This is a genomic window from Nocardia concava NBRC 100430 (genome assembly GCF_000308815.1).
Taxonomy (GTDB): Bacteria; Actinomycetota; Actinomycetes; order Mycobacteriales; family Mycobacteriaceae; genus Nocardia; species Nocardia concava.
Map to the genome: position 1 here is coordinate 47,494 of NZ_BAFX01000202.1, position 20,799 is coordinate 68,292.

Sequence of the window (20,799 nt, forward strand, 5' to 3'; positions counted from 1 at the left end):
TGCCCGGTGTTGTCCCATCGGCCTCGAGGAGCCAAGTTGGCGGTGCGGCAGTCGATCAGAAAATTGCTGGTCCGAGGCGTCGGCATCGCCACGGCACTGGTGGCGGTCATGGCCGCCGCGCCCGCGGCGCACGCCGGGGCGATCTACCCCTTCCTGGACGCGGACGGGTTCTACTACGCCGCAGGGAATCTCGGCGGCGCGCAGAACGGCGACGTCCTCAATGCCCGGTTGGTCCCCTCGCACCCGTGGGCCGGTGCGACGGTGTGGCAGATCCTGTTCCGCTCCACCAATTCCGCGGGCGCGCCCATCGCGGCCGTGACCACCCTCATCTCGCCCGGGCCCGGTCCGCGACCGCTGCTGTCGTATCAGCCGTTCGTGAATTCCCTGGGCATGCAATGCGCTCCGTCGCACAGCCTGTTCGACGGCAGCCTCAAGGAAGCCTCGGCGTTCCCACTGCTGCTGGCCAGGGGCTGGGCGATCGCGGTCCCCGATCACCTCGGGCCCGACAGTGCCTACGGCGCGGCCCGCATGGGCGGGCAGATCACCCTCGACGGCATTCGCGCGGTGAAGCGCTTCGCTCCGGCGGGACTCGGTGATTCCCCGGTCGGCCTGGCCGGGTACTCCGGCGGCGCGATGGCCACCGGTTTCGCCGCCGCCATCGCCCCGGACTACGCACCCGAACTGCCGATCGTCGGCGTCGCCCAGGGCGGCGTACCGGTCAATCCCGGCAAAATGGCCATCGAGGCGGGTGATTCGCCCCAGGCCCTGTTCGGACTCGGCTTCGCCGTCGCCGTCGGCATGGAACGCGAGTACCCCGGTGTGATGCGCCTGGACGAATCGCTCACCCCCTTCGGCTTCTGGATGCGCGATCGCATCGCCAATTCCTGTGTGGACGACATCATCTCGGTCGGCGCCAACCACCACATCAGCGAGGTCTTCCACGCCGGGGCCGAGAACGACCCGAAGTTGATCAGCACCTTCCACGAGAACGCGCTCGAGATCATCCCCGAGCTCATCCACCAGCCGCTCTACGAATGGCACGGCGGCAACGACCAGGTGCCGCTGAACCTGGCGCAGTACACCGCGGGCCGTTACTGTGCCGCCGGCACGCCGGTCCAGTTCGACGTCATTCCCGGCGCGGATCACGGCACCGCGATCTTCCCGGGCGCGATGAACGCCATGAACTACCTGTCCGACCGTTTCGCGGGCCTGGCCCCGCCCTCGAACTGCCGCTGATCGCGGTAAGCCGGTAAAAGGAGAGGCCCCTGCTCGCATACGCGAGCAGGGGCCTCTTTCACTTCGGACCTCATTGTCCGATTTCGAATCTCAGTGCGCCAGAACGGGTTCGCCCTCGGCCGGCACCGGTACCTTGTTCGGCATGATGAACCCGGTGACCACCGCGCCGACCACGAAGATCGCGGCGGCCCACCAGAACGTGGTGGTGTAGCTCTGCACCGCGGCGTGCGCCAGCACCGACGGCGACGGCGGAACGTGGTCGGACACATAGTTGTTGAACGAGGTCGCGGCCAGCGTGCTCAGCAGCGCGGTGCCGATCGAGCCGCCCACCTGCTGGCTGGTGTTCACCATGGCCGAGGCGACGCCGGCGTCCTCGTGTTCGATGCCCGAGGTCGCGCCGGAGAACGCGGTGGACATCGCCATACCGAGACCCAGGCCCATCAGGATCAGGCTGGGCAGGATGTGGCTGGCGTAGCCGGTGTCGACGCCGATGCGGGTCAGCAACGCCATTCCCAGTGTGGCGAGCAGGAATCCGCTCACCACGGTCACCTTCGGACCCACCCGCGGGATCAGCAGCGCCGGCACCGTGGTGGAGGAGGCGACCATGCCCGCGACCATCGGCAGGAAGGCCACGCCGGTGACGATCGGCGAGTACCCCAGCTGCTGCTGCATGTAGTAGGTGAGGAACAGGAACATGGCGAACATGCCGATGCCGATGGTGAACACGGTGACGTAGGACGCGCCGCGGGTCTTGTCCAGCACCACGCGCAGCGGCAGCAGCGGATGCGCGACCCGCTGTTCCAGCCAGGCGAACACAGCGAGCAGGACCACGCCGCCGATCAGGAAGAACAGCGTCACATTGTTGGTCCAGCCGTCGGATTCGGCGTGCGAGAAGCCGTAGACGATGCCGAACAGCGCGGCGGTGACGGTCAGCGTGCCGGGCAGATCCAGCTTGGGACGCTCGGTGGCGGTGTGCTTGGCCAGCAACAGGATCGCGCCGACCAGCGCGACGGCCGCGAAGACCAGGTTCACGTACATGACCCAACGCCACGAGGCCCACTCGGTGAGCGCGCCGCCCAGCAGCAGGCCGAGCGCGCCGCCCGCGCCCGCGATCGCGCCGAAGATGCCGAAAGCCTTTGCGCGCTCGGCGGGTTCGGTGAAGGTCACGGTCAGCAGCGACAGCGCGGCGGGCGCGAGCAGTGCCGCGAACACGCCCTGCGCCACGCGCGAGCCGACCAGGATCTCGAAGTTCCCGGCCGCGCCGCCGACGGCCGAGGCGACCGCGAAGCCGACGAGTCCGGTGATGAAGGTGGTGCGCCGCCCGAACAGGTCGGAAAGCCGCCCGCCCAGCAGCAGCAGGCTGCCGAAGGCCAGCGCGTAGCCGGTGATCACCCACTGGCGGTCGCCGTTGGAGAAGCCGAGATCGGCCTGCGCGTGCGGCAGCGCGATGTTCACGACGGTGGCGTCGAGCACGACCATCAGCTGGGCCACGCCGAGCACGGCGAGCACCCACCAGCGCATGGCGTGCGAACCACGCCGTCCGGTGTCGGCCGGCGCTGCCACGTCTTTCTCGAGAGCTGTTGTCATGGTGGTTTTCCTCGTCCCCTAGGATTAACGGAGAAGCCGTCTCCGTTTACTGATCCAAGCTAGCATGCAAAACGGAGATACAGTCTCCGGATAATCCCGATTCCTGTTAGGATTAGCCTGTGAATCACGTCACCACCGCGCCACCACCTCGGCGTCTGCGCGCGGACGCCGCCCGCAATCAACAGCGCATCATCGCCGCGGCGCGCGAACTGTTCGCCGATCGCGGCCTGGAGGTCACGCTCGACGATGTGGCCGAGCGCGCCGGTGTCGGCGTCGGCACGGTCTACCGTCGCTTCGCCAACAAGCAGGAGCTCATCTCCGAGGTCTTCGACCACATGGTCACCGAGCTGGCCGGGGCCGTGGACACCGCGCTGCACCATCCGGATCCGTGGCAGGGCCTGGTCGAGCTGTTCGAGTACTCCTGCCGTCACATCGCGATCAATCGCGGCTTCGGCGAGGTCATCCTCGAATTGCACGACAGCATGGACCGATTCGTGTGCATGAAGGACCGCATCCGGCCCGGCATGCAGGCGGTCATCCAGCGCGCCAAGGACGCGGGCGCGCTGCAGCCCGATATCGAGCCGGCCGATTTCTTCGCCATGGTGAACATGGTCGACGGCATCGCGGGCTTCGCCCGGCCGGTGAATCCCGATGTCTGGGAGCGCTATATGGCCGTGATCCTCAATGGCGTCCGCGGCGACAGCGTGCCGCGCATGCCGCTCACGCAACCGCCCTTGACCGAGGACGAGGTGGAGCGGGCGAAGGCCGCGGCGTGCCCGCCGCGCAAACGGTAGCGCGTATCACACTCCCGGTTTAGAGTTGGTCGCATGACCAACTCTTGGGTGAACTGGGCCGGGGATCAGAGCTGTACCCCGGCATCTTTTGCCGAACCGAGCTCGCCCGAGGACGTCGCGGCAGTACTCGCACAGGCCGAAGCGAACGGCCACACCGTCCGGGTCGCCGGATCCGGGCATTCCTTCACCGAGGCGGTCCTCACCGACGGCACTCTCATGCGGCTGAACAAGCTGGACAAGATCCTGAACGTGGACCGCGAGAGCGGCCTGGTCCGCGTCGAGGCCGGCCGCACGCTCAATGCCACCAGCACCGCACTGCACCCCATGGGCCTGGCCTTCCCCAATCTCGGCGATATCGACGTGCAGTCGATCGCGGGCGCGACCGCCACCGGCACCCACGGCACCGGCTCCAAGCTCCAGAACCTTTCGGCCGCACTGCATTCGGTGGAGCTCATGCTCGCCGACGGCAGTCGGGTCGAGCTCAACGAGCAGACCGATCCGGACGGCTGGCGCGCGGCGCGGGTGAATGTGGGCGCGCTCGGCGTGGTCACCGCCGTCACCCTGCAGATGGTCCCCTCGTTCGTACTCGAGGGCATCGAACGCCCGATCCCGGTCGAGGAGATCCTGGCCGATCTCGACACCTACGTCGACGGCAACGAGCACTTCGAATTCTTCGCGTTCCCGCACAGCCCGCTGGCGATGACCAAGCGCAACAACCGAGTCGAGCTGCCCGAGCAACCGCGCGGCAAGGCCACCGAGTGGCTCTCCGACGTCGTGCTGTCCAATCACGCCTTCGATATGGCCTGCCGCCTCGGCCGCCGCCGTCCCAGCCTCATCCCCGCGATCCAGCGCGCAGCGACCGCCGCGGGCAGCAACGGCCACCAGGTCGACCGCTCCTACCGGGTCTTCGCCAGCCCGCGCCTGTTCCGCTTCACCGAGATGGAATACGCCATCCCGCGCGAGCATTCGGCGGACGCCATCCGCGAAATCAAGGATGTAGCCAAGCATTTCGACACCCCGATGCCGATCGAGGTGCGCTGGGTCGCTCCCGACGACGCCTTCCTGTCCCCCGCCGGCGGCCGCGAGACCTGCTACATCGCGGTGCACCAGTACAAGGGCATGAACTACGAGCCGTACTTCCGCGCCTGCGAACGCGTCTTCGACCGCTACAACGGCCGCCCGCACTGGGGTAAGCGGCACTTCCAGACCGCCGAGACGCTGCGTGAGCGCTACCCGGACTGGGACAAGTTCGCCGCGGTCCGCCACCGGTTCGATCCGAAGGGCCGCTTCACCAACGCCTACCTCGAGCGGGTGCTTGGTCCGGTCGACTGACGGTGTTGGACAAACGGACTAGTATCGGTTGCTGAGAGATCGCTGTAACTACCCGAGCGTGACCAACGTAGGGAGGTTTCGATGTCTTCTTTCGGCGACAAGATGGACGAGGCGGGCGACCAGGCCAAGGCCGCCGCCGAGGATATGGGCAATCAGGCGCGCGAAGCCGCCGACAAGGCCCGTGACGGCATGGACGACATGCGGGAACGACTCGAGCACGCCGGCGAGGACGTCAAGGAGAAAGTCGGCGGTCTCATCGGCAAGGTCAAGGAGAAACTGGGCGGCGGATCGAAGTAGGGGATCAGCACCATGCCGACGAATGACGAATTCGACGCCAACGCTGGAGAGTTCGGCAAGAACGCCGAACGTTTGGCCGACGACCTGCGCACCACCGCGGACGACCTGACCACCGATCTCGGCGTCACCGGCGCCGACCTGCGGGATCGGGCCGAGGCCGTGGCCGGGCAGCTGGCCGAACGCGCCAGCGGAGCCGCCGCCGAACTCGCCGACCGTGCCCAGAACGCGGCCGCCGATCTCGCCGATATGGCGAAGGCATTCGCCGACAAGATCACCCCCGAGGATCTGCAGGGAACCCTGGAACAGGTGCGGGCCAATCTCGAGCATGCGGCACAGGACGTGCTGGGTGCGGTCAACGAGATCGTCACGGCCGTGAAGAACAGGTCAGGGAAGTAGTTCGACCGACCCCGATTCCGGGCCTGCGGGCTCGGAATCGGGGTTGTTTCGTTGGTTCGATACGACATCACAGGGGACACCTGACGTGAGCGCACCGAGCAAGCCCTCCTCCCAGCCGGTTCCGGCCCATCATCGAATGGCGGTGGAGCCCCGCGTCTTCTGGCCCGCCGCCATCGTGGTCACCGCATTCACCGTGTACGCCATCGTCTTCCGCGATACGGCGGCGCGTCAGGCGAAAGCCCTGCAGGACAATGTGATCGGCGGATTCGGCTGGTACTACATCGTCATCGTGAGCCTGTTCGTGGTGTTCGCGATATGGCTGGGGCTGGGCCGATTCGGCGGCATCACGCTCGGCGAGGACGGGGAGAAGGCCGAATACTCGCTCGGCGCTTGGCTTTCCATGCTGTTCGCGGCGGGCATGGGGATCGGGCTGGTGTTCTGGGGTGTGGCCGAGCCGCTGTTCCACTACGAGGATCCACGGCCGGGCGTCGGGTCGACTCCGGCCCAGCGCGCGGATTCGGCCATGGTGCAGACGTTTCTGCACTGGGGCATTCATCCGTGGGCCATCTATGTGGTGGTCGGGCTGGCCATCGCGTACTCGATCCACCGCAAGGGCAGGCCGGTCTCCATTCGCTGGTCACTGGAATCCCTTGTCGGCGACCGGATTCGGGGCTGGCGCGGGGATGTCATCGATGTGGTGGCGGTGATCGGCACGGTCTTCGGCGTGGCCACCTCGCTCGGGCTGGGCGTGCTGCAGATCTCGGCGGGGCTGAATTACCAAGGCTGGCTACACGAACCGGGCAAGGGCCTGCAGGTGGTGCTGGTCGTGGCGGTCACCGCGCTGGCCACCATCTCGGTGGCGACCGGCGTGGACAAGGGCATCAAGCTGCTCTCCCAGGCGAATATGGGCGTGGCCGGGATGCTGCTGCTCTACGTGCTGATCGCCGGGCCGACGCTGTTCATCGTCGACGACCTGGTCCAGAACATCGGCCAGTACCTGCAGACGCTGCCGAAGATCAGCCTCTACACCGGCGCGACCGAGGGGCCGGACGGCACGGCGTGGACCCGGCAGTGGACGGTCTTCTACTGGGGCTGGTGGATCAGCTGGGCGCCGTTCGTCGGCGTCTTCATCGCGCGCATCTCGCGCGGCCGCACCGTGCGCGAGTTCGTGGCGGGCGTACTGCTGGTGCCGACGCTGCTGACCTTCGTCTGGTTCGAGGTGTTCGGCGGTGCGGGCCTGCATCGCGAAATGTTCGGCGGCGGTGGCCTGGTCGGACCGGACGGTCCCGACCGCGACAGCTCGCTGTTCGCTCTGCTCAACACCCTGCCCGGCGGCTCGATCACCGCGGGCCTGGCGGTGCTGGTCATCGTCTTGTTCTTCGTCACATCCGCGGACTCGGGCGCGCTGGTGGTGAACATGCTGTCCTCGGGCGGCAATCCGGAGCCGCCGACCTGGAGCCGAGCCTTCTGGACCTGCGCCCAGGGTGCGGTAGCGGTGGCTTTGCTCGTGGCCAGCGGATCCGGCACCGCGGCGCTCACCACACTGCAGACCGTGGCCATTCTCATAGCCCTGCCGTTCAGCGTCGTCATGCTCGCGATGTGCGTCGCGTTGGTGCGCACCTTCCGCTCCGAAGGCCCTTAGACTTCCACCCGGAAGATTACGAAAACGTCTCGGATTGGATTTACTGCGTCATGCTCAAAGGCTTCAAAGAGTTCCTGATGAGGGGCAATGTCATCGATCTCGCGGTGGCTGTCGTCATGGGCACGGCCTTCACCGCGATCGTCACCTCGGTGACGAAAGGCGTGCTCGAACCACTGCTCGCGACGCTGGGCGGCAACAAGGAATTCGGTCTGGGCTTCCAGTTGCTGGCGGGTAAGCCGTCGACCTTCGTGGCGCTCGGACCGATCATCAGCGCGGGCATCAACTTCGTCTGCGTCGCCGCGGTCCTCTACTTCGTGCTCATCCTGCCGATGAACACGCTCAAGAACCGGCTGTCCAAGCCCACCGCGGTGAAGGCCGATCCGACCGAGCTGGAGCTGCTCACCGAGATCCGCGACCTGCTGGCCAAGCAGAACGCGGGCAAGTAGCCCAAACCTCTCGAGTAGGCTTAGCCAGGTTGTTGCCAGCCTGAATCAACGCCTATTCGAGGAGGAGCCCGTGCCGAGCCGCTGGGCCATGCTCGCCGTGCTCTGCGCGAGCCTGCTGCTGGTGGCGATGGACGCGACGATCCTGAACGTCGCGCTGCCGTCGCTCATCGATCACATGGAACCCAGTCCCATGGAACAGCTTTGGATCGTCGACCTCTACGGCCTGGTGCTGGGCGGCCTGCTCATCACCTGCGGCGCGATCGGCGACCGCTACGGGCGCAAGCGGCTGTTCCTGGCGGGCTTCATCCTGTTCGGCCTGGCCTCGATCGTGGCGGCGACCGCGCACGATCCGGCCCAGCTCATCGCGGGCCGCGCATTGCTGGGTGTCGGCGGGGCCATGGTGATGCCGTCCACGCTCTCGCTGATCCGCAATATCTTCACCGATGACAAGGAACGCACCCTGGCCATCGGCATCTGGGCGTCGGTGGCGGGTGCGGGCGCGGCCATCGGCCCGCTGGTCGGCGGCCATCTGGTCGAGGCGTTCGGGTGGTCGGCGGCCTTCTGGCTGAATGTGCCGGTCGTCATCATCACCGTCAGCGCCGGGCTGTGGCTGCTGCCGGAATACCGTGCGCCGCAACACGGCAGCCTGGACTGGGCCAGCGCGGTCATCTCCGTGCTCGGCATCGTGGCGCTGGCGTGGGGTATCAAGCATGTGGCCAAGGGCAATCCGGCCCCGATCGACCTGGTCATCATGGTCGCGGCGTTCGTCCTGCTGGGCCTGTTCGCCTATCGCCAGCTGAAGTCACCGGACCCGCTGCTGGATGTCCGGCTGTTCCGCAACCGGGCCTTCACCGCGGCGGCGCTCGCCACCCTGCTGGCCATGCTCGCCATCGGCGCGGCCCTGTTCCTGATCTCCTTGTGGCTGCAGTACATCCACGGCTACACCCCCTCGCAGGCCGGTGTCCGCACCCTGCCCGCGGCCGTCGCCACCCTGCTCGGTTCGCTGGCCACGCCCTGGCTCATGCAGCGCGTCGGCGTGCGCGTGCTCATGGCATTCGGCCTGGGCGCGCTGGCGGTCGGCTTCTTCGTGCTGGCCGCCGTGCCCACCACCACCTATCCGATCGTGGCGCTCATCCTGACCTGCCTCGGCATCGGCGACGGCGTCGCCATCACCACGGCCGCCGCGGTCCTGGTGGCCGCGGTCCCGCCCGAACGCGCCGGGCAGGCGGGCGCGGTCGAGGAGACCAACTACGAACTCGGCATCGGCCTGGGTGTGGCGCTGCTGGGCAGCATTCACGGCCGCCTGTTCACCAGCCACATGACCGGATTGCCGCTGCAGGGCGACGATCTGGCCGAGGCGCGGGGCTCGGTGGGCGGCGCGGCGTATGTCGCGGACAAGATCGGCGGATCGACCGGCGAGCAGGTGCTGAAGATCGCCCAGCACGCCTTCGATTCGGCGTTGACCACCACCTCCTGGATCTCGACCGCCATGGTGGGCGCGGTCGCGGTGCTCACGGTGATCTTGGTGCCGCGCGGATTCAAGGCGACCTCCGCACATTAGGAACCGAATCGGCTTATGCCAGTGAGACTTTCAGCTGTGCCAGCCCGGACCTGATCCGCGCCTTCACCGCGGGCAGCCCGATGCCGAGCCGCGCCGCGACTTGTGCGTAGGTGAGCCCTCCGTAGAACGCGAGAACCACCGATTCCCGCTGATGCGGTGTGAGCGTGGCCAGTCCGCGCCGGATGGCCCGTTCGTCCTGCCGCCGCAGGATCTCCTCGGCCACCACATCGATGGCGGGACGGTAATCGCAAACGCCCCAACGGTGTTCGTGCCCGGCCGCGCTGCATTCGCGGCGCACCCGATCCACCGCCTGATGGTGGGCGAGGGTGGTGAGCCAGGTCAGTGCGTTGCCGCGGGCCGGGTCGAATCCGCCCGCGCTGCGCCAGACCTGGAGATAAACTTCATGACACGTCTCCTCGGCATATCCGGTGTCGCACACGATGTTCAGTACGCGGGTATAGACGAGGCCACGGGTGCGGCGGTAGAGCTCCTCGTAGGCGTCTCGGTCTCCGGTCGCGATCCGGCGGAGCAGCTGATCGAATTCGCTACCGCGGCGGGCGCGGCGGGTCGGTGGTGAGCAGGGCTGATGGGCAGCGGAAATTTGCGATGCACGTGAGGAATTCACGATCGCCCCCAGATCGACGGGTACAGCGAGCACAGACTTGCCAAAACGAGCCGTCGAGGGACTGGGACGGCCGCCAACCGCGCACGGAAACCGGCCGGGGACAGGGGCTTTCGGTTCCGCCAACAATCCAGGCTACAGGCCGCTACCGGCCGGAGCGCCCGAACTATTTAACCGTACTTTATTCCCGGCAAACCTGGCCGGCGCGGAGACGGAGATCAGATGCTAAGCCCCAGTTCAACAATGCCATGGGCGACCGCATGCACCGTGACCCGATTTCGGCGGGCATGAGCCCGAATCAATTCGAAGGCCGCATCCGGCGTCGTGTGGTGCGCGTGCGCGATCACGCCCTTGGCCTGCTCCACCACGATCCGCGTCGTCAACGCGTGCTGCAGCTGTTCGGTGACCCGCTGGTGACGCTGCACCAGATTCGCGGTGACGATGTGCCCGGTCGCCATGCCGGCCAGCAGCGTCGCCACCGACAGGTCCTTGCCGGTCCATTGCCGCTGGTCACGCGAATACAGGCTCAGCACACCGGCTTCGGTGTCGTCGAGCCGCATGGGCACCGCGGCCACCGAGGAAATCCGGTGCCGCCCAGCCAGACTCGTGTACTCCGGCCACATATCGCCGTAGCTGCCGATATCGGTGACGGTCACCGGCGCCCCGCAGGCATAGGCGACCACGCCCGGCCCGCGCGCGTAATCGCGTTGGCAGACCTCGAGATCCAGCAGATCCTCGGGTATCCCACCGAATAGTTCCGACCGGTCGCCACGCAATTGTGGGGACAGCGCCACCGTCACACCGCCCGGTTCCAGCACATCGATCGCACTGCGCATCAATTCGCCCAGAATATCGGGCAGTTCGTGTGCCGCCGGTAACAGCCGCGCGAACCTCGCCAATACCGCTACCAGCAACTCACTGTCGGACACCGCCATCACCCCGCATCGGCGGAACCTCCGGGTGTCCGCCACGTAAGTTTTCTGTGCCGCTCCTGCCGTCAGCCCATGGTATTTGCCGGGCGGGGTCGCGCGGGAGAGTTGCGCTCATTCGGCCTCGATCCGAATCTCGCGCTCCACCACCCGCCGCGCCACCTCGACGAGCGAAAGCCCGTGTGTGAAGGCGTATCCGCGCAGGCGGGCGTAGGCGTCGGCGATCTCGATGCCGAGCTGGGCGCTGGTCATGCCCGCCGCCTGGTGAATCCAGCGGCTGGACAACGGCTGTGCCCACTGCCGCGCCTCGTCGCCGGTGGCCAGCACCAGGCTGGCGGTGACCAGATCGGCGATGTGCAGCGCCGCCGACTGCAACCGCGGCCCCGGCCGCCCGAGCGTCTCGCGATACAGATCGACCGCGCCGAGCCGAATCGAGCCCAGCCGCAACGGGACCGCGAACAGCGAGCCCGTCACCGGTCGCGCCGCCAGCGCCTCGGCGAATCCCGGCCAGTGCTCGCAGCCCACGCGCAGATCGGTGACGATCACCGGCACCCCGTCGGCGACCGCCGTGACCGCGGGCCCCTCCCCGGCCGTGGCCTGCGCCAATTCCACCCGTTCGGCGAATTCGTCACTGGCGCACCAGGGTTGCATGCCCGCGTCGCGTTCCTCCAGCACGATGGCGGCCCGGCGCACCGGTAGCACCCGTACGCAGGCGGCGCACACCGCCCCGAGGCCGCCACCCGCATCCCTTACGGCACGCAGGAACTGTCCCGTCAGTTGGTCGAACTGCGACGAAGCCATCACCATCGAACCGCCCCACAATCATCGCCCGGCGATGAGTTATTCGGTGCCCAGCGCCAGTATCACTGTCACAGCTCGACAACGAACAGGGCCGAAAGTCACTGTGCGTGGGCGGATTCCGCGCGATGCGGCACACCGAGCCGGTAAAGACCCCGCAGGTCATAGGTGTGCGTGGCGACCGCACCCAGCAGCAACCCGAAAGTCAACCCGAACAAAGTCATCCAGATGCCCGTGCTCAGGCCCGCCTCCAGATGCCCGTCGAAGAACAGGATCGCGCGCACCGACAGATAGATCTGATGCATCGGCTCGAAGCTGGACAGCGACGCGATCCATCGCGGAATCGCCTCGACCGGAATCGAACCCGACGACGACGGCAGACCCAGCACCACGAACACGATCATATTGATCAGCAGGCCCATGGTCCCGAAGGCGGCCAGCACCGACAGCCCCGTCACCGCCACCGCGATGACGGCCAGGGTGCCGTAGAGGAACAGCGGCAGCGGTTCGTCGATCGGCATGCCGAACAGGGTGGCGATACCCATGAACATGCCCGAGAGCACCGGCGCGGTCATCGCGGCGATGGCCCACTTCACCAGCAGCGTGTGCCAGCGGCTGATCTGCTGCGGCTCCGGCGCGCGGAACCACGGGCCGTATTCGGCCGGGAGATAACCGAGCACGTTGTCGATCATCGAGTGGATGATCATGGCACCGCTGAAGCCCGCGAACAGCAGCACGAGGGTGTAGAAGAACGCCGACAGTCCCTGTCCGGTCCCGGCGGGCAGCGGCCGGTACGGGCTCACCACCACGTCGATGGGCTTGGCCAGCTGCAGCCGTGCGGCGCCGCTCAATTCGGTGGCCGGGGCCCCGTCGTGCGGCGCCAGCTTGGCCTTCACCTGATCGGTCAGTTGCGCGCCGACGGTCGTATTCACCTGTGCCATGGCCCGATCGGTGATCCGCTGCATGATCGAGGACGCGTAGGTGCCCGCGCGCGGATTGGTCTGCACGGTGATCACCGGCCGCTCCACATCCCCCGGCACCACCGAGGCCGCCGCGAGAATGGACACCCGCTTGGTGAAGTCGCCCGGAATGATGATCGCGCCGTAGACCTGGCCGTTGCTGAGCTGCTGCCGGGCCTCGTTGATCCCGACCGCCCGCAGATCGATCTTGTCGGTGGGGATCTTGGCGGTCAGCGCGTCGGCGATCTGATCGCCGATGTTCACCGTCTTGCCGTCCATCACGTCGCCGACATCCTGGTTGACCAGGGCGACCGGGAAGTCGTGCAGGTTCTTCTCCGGGTCGGAGGTGTAGCCCAGGTACATGGTGCCGATCAGCGCCGCGAGCAGGGTGAGCACCAGCGCGGGTGCGAACCAGCCGCGCAGCGGCACACGGCCGGTCACGGACGCACCGCTGCCCGTCACGGAAACACTGTCTTTCGCCATGGCACGAATGTAGGCACCGTCAACAAAGTAGTCAACGCCAACATCGGCGAGTGTGTCCGATATCCTGCTCTCACCATGAGCATCACCAAGCGCAAAGCCCGCGAGGTGGTGGAGCGCGCGCGTTCCTACCACCACGGAGACCTGCGCGCCGAACTGCTGCGCCGCGCCGAGGAGACCCTGCGCAGCGCCGGCGTCGACGGCCTGTCGCTGCGCGGCCTGGCCCGCGACACCGGCGTCAGCCACGCCGCGCCGAGCCGCCACTTCCGCGACAAGCAGGCCCTGCTGGACGCGCTCACCGTCGCGGGCTTCGAGCGCCTGGGCAGCGGCTTCGAAAAGGCCGACGCCTCCGGCACTTTCCTGGAGCGCATGCGCGCCATGGCGGAGACCTACCTGCGCTTCGCCATCGACAATCCGGCTCTGCTGGCCCTCATGTTCGCCCGCAAGAACAGCCCCACCCCCGCCATCGGCGAGACCGCCGCCCGCGCGTTCACGGTCCCGATCCAGATGGTCACCGACGCGCAATCCCGCGGCGAGGTGGTCCAGGGCGACCCCCGCCGCATCTGTCTTTCCGCCGTCGCCGCCCTGCAGGGCCTGGCCGCCATCCTGGGTTCCGGCCTGATCGACGCCGAGGAGGCCGACAGTCTCTTCGACGAGATGGTCACCCACATGCTGGACGGTTTGCGTCCGCGTCGCTGAGGTTTGCACGGTTCGGAATGGAGCCACCCGTAACCTTTCAGGCGTGACCATCGAGAAACGACCGTGACGATCGAAGGCAGGCAATACGGCGGACGCGCCGTGACCGAACGAAAAGCCGAACGCAGGCAGCGCTTCCTGGACGCCGCCATCCACATCTTCGGCGAACGCGGCTACGCCAACTGTTCGCTGGCCGATGTGTGCGCCGCCGCCGGCCTGTCGAAACGACAGTTCTACGAGGAGTTCCAAACCCGCGAGGACGTCCTGGTCGCCGCCTACGACCAGATCCAGAACGACGCGGGCGCCGCCCTGGCCGCAGCCCTCCAAGGCACCCAGCCCGATCCTGCCGACCCCACCGCGATGGTCACCCACGCCCTAGCCGCCTTCCTCAGCTCCATCGGCTCGGACCCCTACCGAGCCAAGGTCGCCTTCGTGGAAGTCGTAGGCGTCAGCGAGCGCATGGAAAAACACCGCCGCGAACGCCGCCACGCCTGGATAGAAATCATCCGCCTCGCCGTTCCGCCTTTGGGTGGCGCCAACGCCACCATCCTCGGCAACCCGGAACTAGCCGCCAGCGCCCTGATCGGCGCCATCAACGGCTTGGCCCACGAATGGCTCCTGTCCGACCCGAGACCCCCGGTGAGCGACCTGGTCGAGGTCCTCGTCCCCATGGCCGTCTCCCTCATCGTCCGCGCCCCGGCCTAGCCGCCGCTGTCGGTGGGCGGCGGCAAAATCGGAGACGTGACGAACGGGGTTGAACACTGGCCTGATCCGCAGGCCACCGCGGCGGTGCGCAGACTGCTACGGCGGCACCGGGCGGTGGTGGACACGGTGCTGTTGGCTGCCCGGCTGGACGGACTGGAGAAGCTTGCCGACGCGGCGGCGGAATACGTTGCCGCGCCGGAGGGGCCGTGCACGCCGGAGGGGGCGGCGGTGGTGTTCGCCATCGCGCAGTTCGCGGGGGTGACCTATCGGATCGGGGTCGAGCGGGAGCGGGAGTTCATCGATCGGTTCGTGGACAGTTGGATGATCGAGCACGGGCATACGTTCGTGAGAGACGTGGTGGAGGCCCGGCGCGCGGTTGTCGTGGAGCGACCCGAACCGGTGGCCGGGCGGATGACGCCGTGGCTGCGGCAGCTCGGGACGGGTGAGGAGGCCGCGGCCGATGCCGAGGCATTGAGCAGCCGGGTGCGGGTGCGGCTCGCGGCGGCACCGGTCGAGGAAGCCGTTCGCACGGACCCGAAATCGGTTACCACGGACCAGATTCGGCGATTCGAGGCGGCCATGGTGGATGGGCGGCGGTGGCGCGTGGGGGCGCATCGGCGGCTGGTCGCGGAGGATCCCGCGTTGGGGCCGTTGGCCGCGCGGCTGGTGTGGGCGAGCTTCGACAAATCGGGGACGGCCGGGAGGGCATTCCGGATGGATGCCGAGCACAAGGTTTACGACGTCGATGGGGTGGAGGTCGAGCTGGCGGTGGATGGGCTGATAGGAGTGGCTCATCCGATTCATCTCGGCGAGGCGATCGAGGCCTGGCGGGATGTGTTCGCCGACAAGCGGTTACGGCAGCCGTTCGAGCAGTTGGAGCGGCAGGTCTACAAGCTCACGCCGGACGAATCGGAATCGAACAGCCTGTCGCGCTTCGCGTCCCGGGAGATTCGCACGGATCGCATGTTCGCGCTACAGGAGTCGGGCTGGGAGGTCACCCGCGAGGCGCTGTATCGCCGGTTCAGCCCGACGCGAGAGGTTACCGTCGCGCTCGATCCCGGGTTGGAAGGCGGTCTGCGCTATGAGGCTGAGCGGCAACGGATTCTGTCGGTAGAACTCCGAGGCGGCACGTTCGGGATGCTCGATCCCGTGGCCGCCTCGGAGCTGATCCGTCAGCTGGAGCGGCTCGCCGCGTGACGACCGGCGCGGCGGCCGAAGAATGAGCCCGCACCGAGCTGGGTGCCGCTGGAGTAACCCTTGCCGTCCTGGGCCAGCGTGGACGCGGTGGCACCCGCGGCGTAGAGGCCGGGAATCGGTGAGCCGTTGTCCCGCAGCACTTCCGAATCGACCGAGGTACGCAGCCCGCCGAGAGTGAAGCCCGCGTACAGCGCCTTGCCCAGCGTCAGGTCGAAGGCCGCCCACGGGCCGTTATCCTGCGGTTGCAGCCATTCGGCCGCCTTGTGGAATTCTGGGTCCTCGCCGCGCGCCGCGTTCTCGTTGTAGCTGTCGAGGGTGGATCGCAGTGTCTCGTACGGGATTCCGAGCGCGGACGCCATCTCCTCCACGGTTTCCCACCCGTCGATGAACGGGGCGAGCGGGAACATGGGCCGTTCCATGTGCTCGGCGTCCACGATCAGATACGCCACCGCGCCCGGCTGATCGAGCACGAACGCGGAGGTGCGGGCGTGATAGGAATCCTCGGCGACGAACCGTTCCCCGTTGCGGTTCACGATGATTCCGGTCAGCAGCTTGGCCGGCGGATACACCGGCGCGGTCACGAACGCCTGATCCATCATCCGGGTCGCACCGCCCGCCGAGACGCCGAGCCGCAGGCCCAGCCCGTCGTCGAACGGCGTGCCCAGCACGAACGGCTTCTCGGCCAGCCACGGCACATGCTCGGCCACCATGTCGCTGTTCATGACGAACCCGCCGGCGGCAAGCACCACCGACTTCGCCCGCACCACACCGGTTTTTCCGAGGTTCTTCCAGGCAACCCCGACCACCGCACCATCGGCGTCGGCAATCAGATTCGTCACCCCGGTCTCGTACCGCACCTCCACGCCCAGCGCGGCAGCTCGCTTCACCAGCAACTCGATGATCATCGCCGCCCCCTGGGTATCCCCCGGCACCGGCACCTTGTGCCCGCGCGGCGCGGGCGTCGCCTGTTCCCGGTAGGGCCAGACCTTTTCGTTGCCGGTGTACATCAGCCCCTGGGTGCCCGGCTGGATGACCGCCTTCTCCGGGTAGTAGCTGCGCTCGAACTCGAACCCGAGGCTCTCCAGCCAGTCGAAATGCTCGACGCTGCCCTCGCAGTAGGCGCGGATCTTCTCCGGTTCCGGATCCCGCGCCACCGACAGCAGGTACTTGTACATCTCGTCGACGGAATCGGAGTGCCCGGTGGCCTGCTGCACGGCCGTCCCGCCCCCGAGGTAGAAATGCCCACCCGCGAGCGCCGTCGTCCCACCCGCGACCCCCGCCCGTTCCAGCACCAGCACCCGAGCGCCCCGAGCGGCAGCCTCGACCGCAGCACACCCGCCCGCGATCCCGAACCCGGCGACCACCACATCGAACTCATCGGACCAGCCGAAAACCGACTCCGCCGCAAGAATTTCCGGTATCTCAGTGCTCACTGCGCATCCTTCTTGATCTGCTCGAAGAACAGCCGCATGTTCGGCCCGATCTCCGCGAGTTCGACGAACGGCACCCCCGAGGCAGCCCCGTCGAGATAGGCGAACCGCATCTGCCCGCCCATATCCCCCCGCTGCACCACGTCGATCCCCTGTGCCGCAGCATCTTTCAACGCCGCGTCGAAATCGTCGGGCTCCAGGCAGATGTGATGCAGCCCCGGCCCGGAGCGTTCGAGGAATTCGGTGTAGATCGACTCTCCCCGCACCGGCTGAATCAGTTCGAGCTGCGTGTCCCCGCTGTACGACAACGAGATATGCGCGACGAAGTCCGCTGCCGCGCCCCGGTAGACGGTGCTCTCCGGCCCGAAGTGGATGTCCGGCATCCGCATCCAGTTGCGCGCACCCAGAATCGTCCGCAGGAAGTCCTCACCAGCGGCGATGTCCTCGACCACCCAGGCAATCTGGCTGACCGGCCCCTTCGCCACGCTCATGCTGTCCACTCGGGCAGTTAATCACATCCGCTTAAATTGGCAAGGGTCATTCTTCGTCCGGATCCGGATCGGCCGGCGAGGACCAGGTCTGGTTGCTCAGGCCGTAGAAGGTGGAGACCAGCAGATACAGCACCAATGCCACGATCGGAGACAGGAATCCGATCCCGATGGTCACCGCGTAAACCAGCAGCCCGGGCCAGGCCCGCCACCGCTCCCGCCGCGCATAGTCGGCCCCCAGCCCCGGCCGCAACATCTCCGGATGCTTCTCGAGCTGCCGCCACATGGGAGCCCACGGAATGGTCATGATGACCCCCACGATCCCATACAGCGCCACCGCCACCACGGCATCCTGCCGAGTCCCGTGCACCAGGTTGTCCGCGATCACGATGGTCGGGAACGGAATCAGCGAAACCCCTAGCAGCAGAACCAGATTCCACCACCGCAACACATGATCGATGCGCCGCAGCCGCCCGAAGAAGGTGTGGTGATTCATCCATACGACGCCGATCGTCACGAACGACGCCAGATACGCGAGATACGAGGGCCAAATGTGCACGAGTTCCCGCAGCAGATGCCCCGGTTCGTGATCGGGCACCCGGATATCCAAAATCAAAAGGGTGATGGCAATAGCCATCACCCCGTCGCTGAACGCCTCGACCCGAGCGGTCCCCGTCAAGGTACCGCTCGGAACCGAACTCTCACTCATGCACCGAAGCGTAACCCGATTCGCGCGCCGCCTCAGTTTCCTTGGCCCGCTTGATGGTTCGAATGGTGATGACCATCAGCACCGCGGTGATCCCGATCATCAGCACGCTCGACAGCCACGCCATGGTGTGAATCGGCAACTGGTAGGCCAGCACGATCCGCACCGCGGCCTCACCGAGCAACCCCACACCCCACATCCCGGCGATCCGATTGTGCGTCCGCCGGATGGCCGGGATGGTGTCGTACTTGTACTGCATCTCCGCCAGCTTCTGCGGCGACCCCGCGAACGCCTTGCGAGCGGCCAGGTAGGTCAGCGGCTTCCCGATGAGGGCGCTGCCCGCGAAGGCCGCACCGATCACCGCGGTGGTGAACGAATCCCGCACGATCATCATCCGGGCATCCCCGCTGATCATCGAACTCACGATCCCGAACACGAACCCGCCCAGAATGAGCGCGGACATGAAGTCGATCCGCCGAGCCCGAACCACCTCGATGAGCACCATGACTCCGGAGAACACCGCACCCGCCAGCAGCGCCGCGAAATCCGAGTACCCGGCCCAGTGCAGGGCGTAGTAGGCGGCCAACGGCACCCCGATATCGCGGGCGGTAGGCGCGAGCATCCGCACCAGATTCGGACGAGTCTCCGCCCCCTGGGGCGCGTTCACAACGGTGGTGTGGTCGGCCATTTCGGAACTCCTGTAATCGGGTTGATCGCTACAGGAATGACGCTACGGACGCGCGCCCCGCCCCGAATCTGCCAACCATCACCTCCCGGCCATGACAGTTGTCATGCCGGCTTCGGAGCCACCGCGACGACCGGAACCGGCGCGGCCGCAGCGGATTCCAGGCGATGCCCCTTGGTTTCCGGAGCACCCCAGACACAGATCAGGAAGCCGACCGCGGTCAGCGCCGCCGCGAACAGGAAGGTCGGCCCCATGCCCAGATGATCAAGCGACCAGGGCAGCAGATAGGTACCCAGCGCCGCGCCCACTCGGCTGATGGAGGTCGCGAACCCGACGGCGGTCGCACGAATGTGGGTGGGGAACAACTCGTTCGGATACGTCCAGTCCAGCACGTTGGGACCACCGCAGAAGAACGCGTAGAGCAGCAACATGCCGAACGCCAGGAAGGTCGGCATGGTCGGCCAGACGCCGATGAGCAGCACCGGAATGATCATCAGCCCGAAACACCACACGATGGTGGGCCGCCGCCCGACGGTATCGATGAGCCGCATGGCGGGCAGGCAGCCGATGAGGAACACCATGCTGATGAGCGCGGTACCGAGGGTGTCCATCCAAGTGCCCTCGGGCATCCCGAACGCGGCGAGAATCTGCGGCCCGAAGGTCAGCATGGCGAACAGCACCGCCACCTGGCACAGGAAGAACCCGCAGCAGAAGATCGTCCGCTTGCGATAGGTCGGCCGGAACAACTCCCGCAACGACCCGTGCTTCGCCGGATGCCCTTCCTCCCCCGCCTCGACCAGCGACGCCGGATCCACCCGCACATGCAGGAACTTCTCGATCATCGCGGCGGCCTTGTCGGCCTTGCCGTGCTGCGCCAGCCAGCGCGGCGACTCCGGCGCAGTGCTCTGCCGGATGATCAGGAAGAACGCGCACAAGACCGCGCCACTGGCCAACTGCCACCGCCAGGACCCATTGCCACCGAAGGTCAGCAGCAGATACCCCACGACATACGCGAGCACCGACCCCGCATACCAGGCCACGATCTGAAACCCGAGCAACTTCCCCCGCTGCTTGAGCGGCAACCACTCCCCCAGCAACGAGGTGGCGATCGGATAGTCAGCCGCCACCGCCATCCCGAGAATGAACCGCAAAATCACGATCAGCCAGGTGGATTCGGCCCAGAACGACGCAATCGAACACGCCCCCATCACCACAAGGTCGGCGGTATACATCACCTCCCGCCCGATCTTGTCCGTCAACACCCCGAACAACGCCCCACCCACAAACATCCCCACCAACGCCGCAGCCCCGATCAACTGTGTATCCCCGGTACTCAGATCCAACTCGGCCCTCATCCCGATCAGAGCCGTCCCCACAATGCTCAAGATGTACCCATCGAGCAACGGCCCACCAGAACAAGCCACAGCCAACCGCTTATGAAACGAGGTAAATGGCGCATCATCGATAACCGAACTCACGCAGCCTCCTCGCAACCCGGGCAACATTCACCGAAGCAAACAAGCAGCAATCCTGATTGAACTTACACGATCTTTAGAAGGTGATCCGTGCAGTCCGTGGGCTGGAAGGTGAGTCACGGCTCCCAACCCGGCGTCAGCCCAAGTCCGGTAGGGCAGGCGACGCCACCACACTTTTCGTTTATCTTTCCCCGGGTTACCTGACCTCAGGCACTCCGAATCACATGTTGGCCCGGCGAGTCCGCCAGTACGCCTTGCGCTGAGAAGGGGTGCAATACACATGCATCATCTCCATGAGTCCATCGATCACCGGCCCCGCGTCGATGAACGGGGAAATG

General features: G+C 66.7%; 21 protein-coding genes. 11 read left to right on the forward strand and 10 right to left on the reverse strand.

Annotation, left to right across the window (positions count from 1 at the left end; all coding sequences use genetic code 11):
* Positions 1–42: 42 nt before the first annotated feature.
* Positions 43–1,236 (forward strand): lipase family protein, encoded by a 1,194-nt coding sequence (locus tag ON43_RS39950; RefSeq protein WP_245569051.1) that lies wholly within the window; start codon positions 43–45, stop codon positions 1,234–1,236.
* A 90-nt stretch (positions 1,237–1,326) separates the two neighbouring features.
* Here the strand turns inward: ON43_RS39950 and ON43_RS39955 are convergent, their stop codons facing one another.
* On the reverse strand, positions 1,327–2,823 hold the full coding sequence (locus ON43_RS39955; RefSeq protein ID WP_040816047.1) for an MFS transporter: 1,497 nt from the start codon (positions 2,821–2,823) through the stop codon (positions 1,327–1,329).
* Between the two features lie 119 nt (positions 2,824–2,942).
* Between ON43_RS39955 and ON43_RS39960 the strand changes: the two genes are divergently transcribed.
* From ON43_RS39960 to ON43_RS39990, 7 genes are all read left to right on the forward strand, one after another.
* Complete coding sequence (locus ON43_RS39960; RefSeq protein ID WP_040816049.1) at positions 2,943–3,617, forward strand: TetR/AcrR family transcriptional regulator; 675 nt, start codon at positions 2,943–2,945, stop codon at positions 3,615–3,617.
* Positions 3,618–3,650: 33 nt separating this feature from the next.
* A complete protein-coding gene (locus ON43_RS39965; RefSeq protein ID WP_040816051.1) occupies positions 3,651–4,949 on the forward strand; it encodes a D-arabinono-1,4-lactone oxidase in 1,299 nt (432 codons plus the stop codon).
* An 81-nt stretch (positions 4,950–5,030) separates the two neighbouring features.
* Complete coding sequence (locus ON43_RS39970; RefSeq protein ID WP_157514421.1) at positions 5,031–5,246, forward strand: CsbD family protein; 216 nt, start codon at positions 5,031–5,033, stop codon at positions 5,244–5,246.
* Between the two features lie 12 nt (positions 5,247–5,258).
* On the forward strand, positions 5,259–5,642 hold the full coding sequence (locus ON43_RS39975; RefSeq protein WP_040816054.1) for a hypothetical protein: 384 nt from the start codon (positions 5,259–5,261) through the stop codon (positions 5,640–5,642).
* Between the two features lie 85 nt (positions 5,643–5,727).
* Complete coding sequence (locus ON43_RS39980; RefSeq protein WP_051180089.1) at positions 5,728–7,284, forward strand: BCCT family transporter; 1,557 nt, start codon at positions 5,728–5,730, stop codon at positions 7,282–7,284.
* 50 nt (positions 7,285–7,334) lie between these two features.
* Complete coding sequence (gene mscL, locus ON43_RS39985; RefSeq protein WP_040816055.1) at positions 7,335–7,730, forward strand: large conductance mechanosensitive channel protein MscL; 396 nt, start codon at positions 7,335–7,337, stop codon at positions 7,728–7,730.
* Between the two features lie 70 nt (positions 7,731–7,800).
* Entirely contained in the window at positions 7,801–9,291 is a 1,491-nt protein-coding gene (locus ON43_RS39990; protein ID WP_040816057.1) for an MFS transporter, read from the forward strand.
* A gap of 13 nt (positions 9,292–9,304) precedes the next feature.
* On the opposite strand, the gene ON43_RS39995 is transcribed toward ON43_RS39990, so the two are convergent.
* From ON43_RS39995 to ON43_RS40010, 4 genes are all read right to left on the reverse strand, one after another.
* Positions 9,305–9,916, reverse strand: a complete 612-nt coding sequence (locus ON43_RS39995) for a sigma-70 family RNA polymerase sigma factor (protein ID WP_245569045.1) — start codon at positions 9,914–9,916, stop codon at positions 9,305–9,307.
* Positions 9,917–10,131: 215 nt separating this feature from the next.
* Positions 10,132–10,842 (reverse strand): GAF and ANTAR domain-containing protein, encoded by a 711-nt coding sequence (locus tag ON43_RS40000; RefSeq protein WP_040816113.1) that lies wholly within the window; start codon positions 10,840–10,842, stop codon positions 10,132–10,134.
* 114 nt (positions 10,843–10,956) lie between these two features.
* Positions 10,957–11,643 (reverse strand): GAF and ANTAR domain-containing protein, encoded by a 687-nt coding sequence (locus ON43_RS40005; protein ID WP_051180095.1) that lies wholly within the window; start codon positions 11,641–11,643, stop codon positions 10,957–10,959.
* Between the two features lie 98 nt (positions 11,644–11,741).
* Complete coding sequence (locus tag ON43_RS40010) at positions 11,742–13,082, reverse strand: YhgE/Pip domain-containing protein (RefSeq protein ID WP_083914290.1); 1,341 nt, start codon at positions 13,080–13,082, stop codon at positions 11,742–11,744.
* A 75-nt stretch (positions 13,083–13,157) separates the two neighbouring features.
* Here ON43_RS40010 and ON43_RS40015 point away from each other — a divergent pair, with 75 nt between their 5' ends.
* The 3 genes from ON43_RS40015 to ON43_RS40025 all read left to right on the forward strand — a co-directional run bounded on the left by ON43_RS40015 (position 13,158) and on the right by ON43_RS40025 (position 15,677).
* Positions 13,158–13,778: a TetR/AcrR family transcriptional regulator gene (locus ON43_RS40015; RefSeq protein WP_051180097.1), complete on the forward strand. Its 621-nt coding sequence runs from the start codon at positions 13,158–13,160 to the stop codon at positions 13,776–13,778.
* Between the two features lie 99 nt (positions 13,779–13,877).
* Positions 13,878–14,480: a TetR/AcrR family transcriptional regulator gene (locus ON43_RS40020; protein ID WP_245569047.1), complete on the forward strand. Its 603-nt coding sequence runs from the start codon at positions 13,878–13,880 to the stop codon at positions 14,478–14,480.
* Between the two features lie 36 nt (positions 14,481–14,516).
* Complete coding sequence (locus tag ON43_RS40025; protein ID WP_040816061.1) at positions 14,517–15,677, forward strand: DUF4132 domain-containing protein; 1,161 nt, start codon at positions 14,517–14,519, stop codon at positions 15,675–15,677.
* On the opposite strand, the gene ON43_RS40030 is transcribed toward ON43_RS40025, so the two are convergent.
* From ON43_RS40030 to ON43_RS40050, 5 genes are all read right to left on the reverse strand, one after another.
* Entirely contained in the window at positions 15,653–17,110 is a 1,458-nt protein-coding gene (locus ON43_RS40030) for an FAD-binding protein (RefSeq protein WP_040816062.1), read from the reverse strand. The genes ON43_RS40025 and ON43_RS40030 overlap by 25 nt on opposite strands.
* Positions 17,107–17,598, reverse strand: a complete 492-nt coding sequence (locus ON43_RS40035; RefSeq protein ID WP_040816064.1) for a VOC family protein — start codon at positions 17,596–17,598, stop codon at positions 17,107–17,109. The genes ON43_RS40030 and ON43_RS40035 overlap by 4 nt, the downstream gene beginning before the upstream one ends.
* A 46-nt stretch (positions 17,599–17,644) precedes the next feature.
* Entirely contained in the window at positions 17,645–18,304 is a 660-nt protein-coding gene (locus ON43_RS40040) for a TMEM175 family protein (RefSeq protein WP_063712722.1), read from the reverse strand.
* On the reverse strand, positions 18,297–18,989 hold the full coding sequence (locus tag ON43_RS40045) for a VC0807 family protein (RefSeq protein WP_040816065.1): 693 nt from the start codon (positions 18,987–18,989) through the stop codon (positions 18,297–18,299). The genes ON43_RS40040 and ON43_RS40045 overlap by 8 nt, the downstream gene beginning before the upstream one ends.
* A gap of 101 nt (positions 18,990–19,090) precedes the next feature.
* Entirely contained in the window at positions 19,091–20,491 is a 1,401-nt protein-coding gene (locus tag ON43_RS40050; protein WP_051180100.1) for an MFS transporter, read from the reverse strand.
* Between the last annotated feature and the right edge of the window lie 308 nt (positions 20,492–20,799).

Bases quoted from the DNA above. Each gene is read 5' to 3' on its own strand.
- ON43_RS39975 (WP_040816054.1), top strand. From the start codon at position 5,259: ATGCCGACGAATGACGAATTCGACGCCAACGCTGGAGAGTTCGGCAAG.
- mscL (WP_040816055.1), top strand. From the start codon at position 7,335: ATGCTCAAAGGCTTCAAAGAGTTCCTGATGAGGGGCAATGTCATCGAT.
- ON43_RS39965 (WP_040816051.1), top strand. From the start codon at position 3,651: ATGACCAACTCTTGGGTGAACTGGGCCGGGGATCAGAGCTGTACCCCG.
- ON43_RS40045 (WP_040816065.1), bottom strand. From the start codon at position 18,989: ATGGCCGACCACACCACCGTTGTGAACGCGCCCCAGGGGGCGGAGACT.
- ON43_RS40005 (WP_051180095.1), bottom strand. From the start codon at position 11,643: ATGGCTTCGTCGCAGTTCGACCAACTGACGGGACAGTTCCTGCGTGCC.
- ON43_RS40050 (WP_051180100.1), bottom strand. From the start codon at position 20,491: ATGTTGCCCGGGTTGCGAGGAGGCTGCGTGAGTTCGGTTATCGATGAT.
- ON43_RS40010 (WP_083914290.1), bottom strand. From the start codon at position 13,082: ATGGCGAAAGACAGTGTTTCCGTGACGGGCAGCGGTGCGTCCGTGACC.
- ON43_RS40040 (WP_063712722.1), bottom strand. From the start codon at position 18,304: ATGAGTGAGAGTTCGGTTCCGAGCGGTACCTTGACGGGGACCGCTCGG.
- ON43_RS39955 (WP_040816047.1), bottom strand. From the start codon at position 2,823: ATGACAACAGCTCTCGAGAAAGACGTGGCAGCGCCGGCCGACACCGGA.
- ON43_RS40015 (WP_051180097.1), top strand. From the start codon at position 13,158: ATGAGCATCACCAAGCGCAAAGCCCGCGAGGTGGTGGAGCGCGCGCGT.
- ON43_RS39970 (WP_157514421.1), top strand. From the start codon at position 5,031: ATGTCTTCTTTCGGCGACAAGATGGACGAGGCGGGCGACCAGGCCAAG.
- ON43_RS40035 (WP_040816064.1), bottom strand. From the start codon at position 17,598: ATGAGCGTGGCGAAGGGGCCGGTCAGCCAGATTGCCTGGGTGGTCGAG.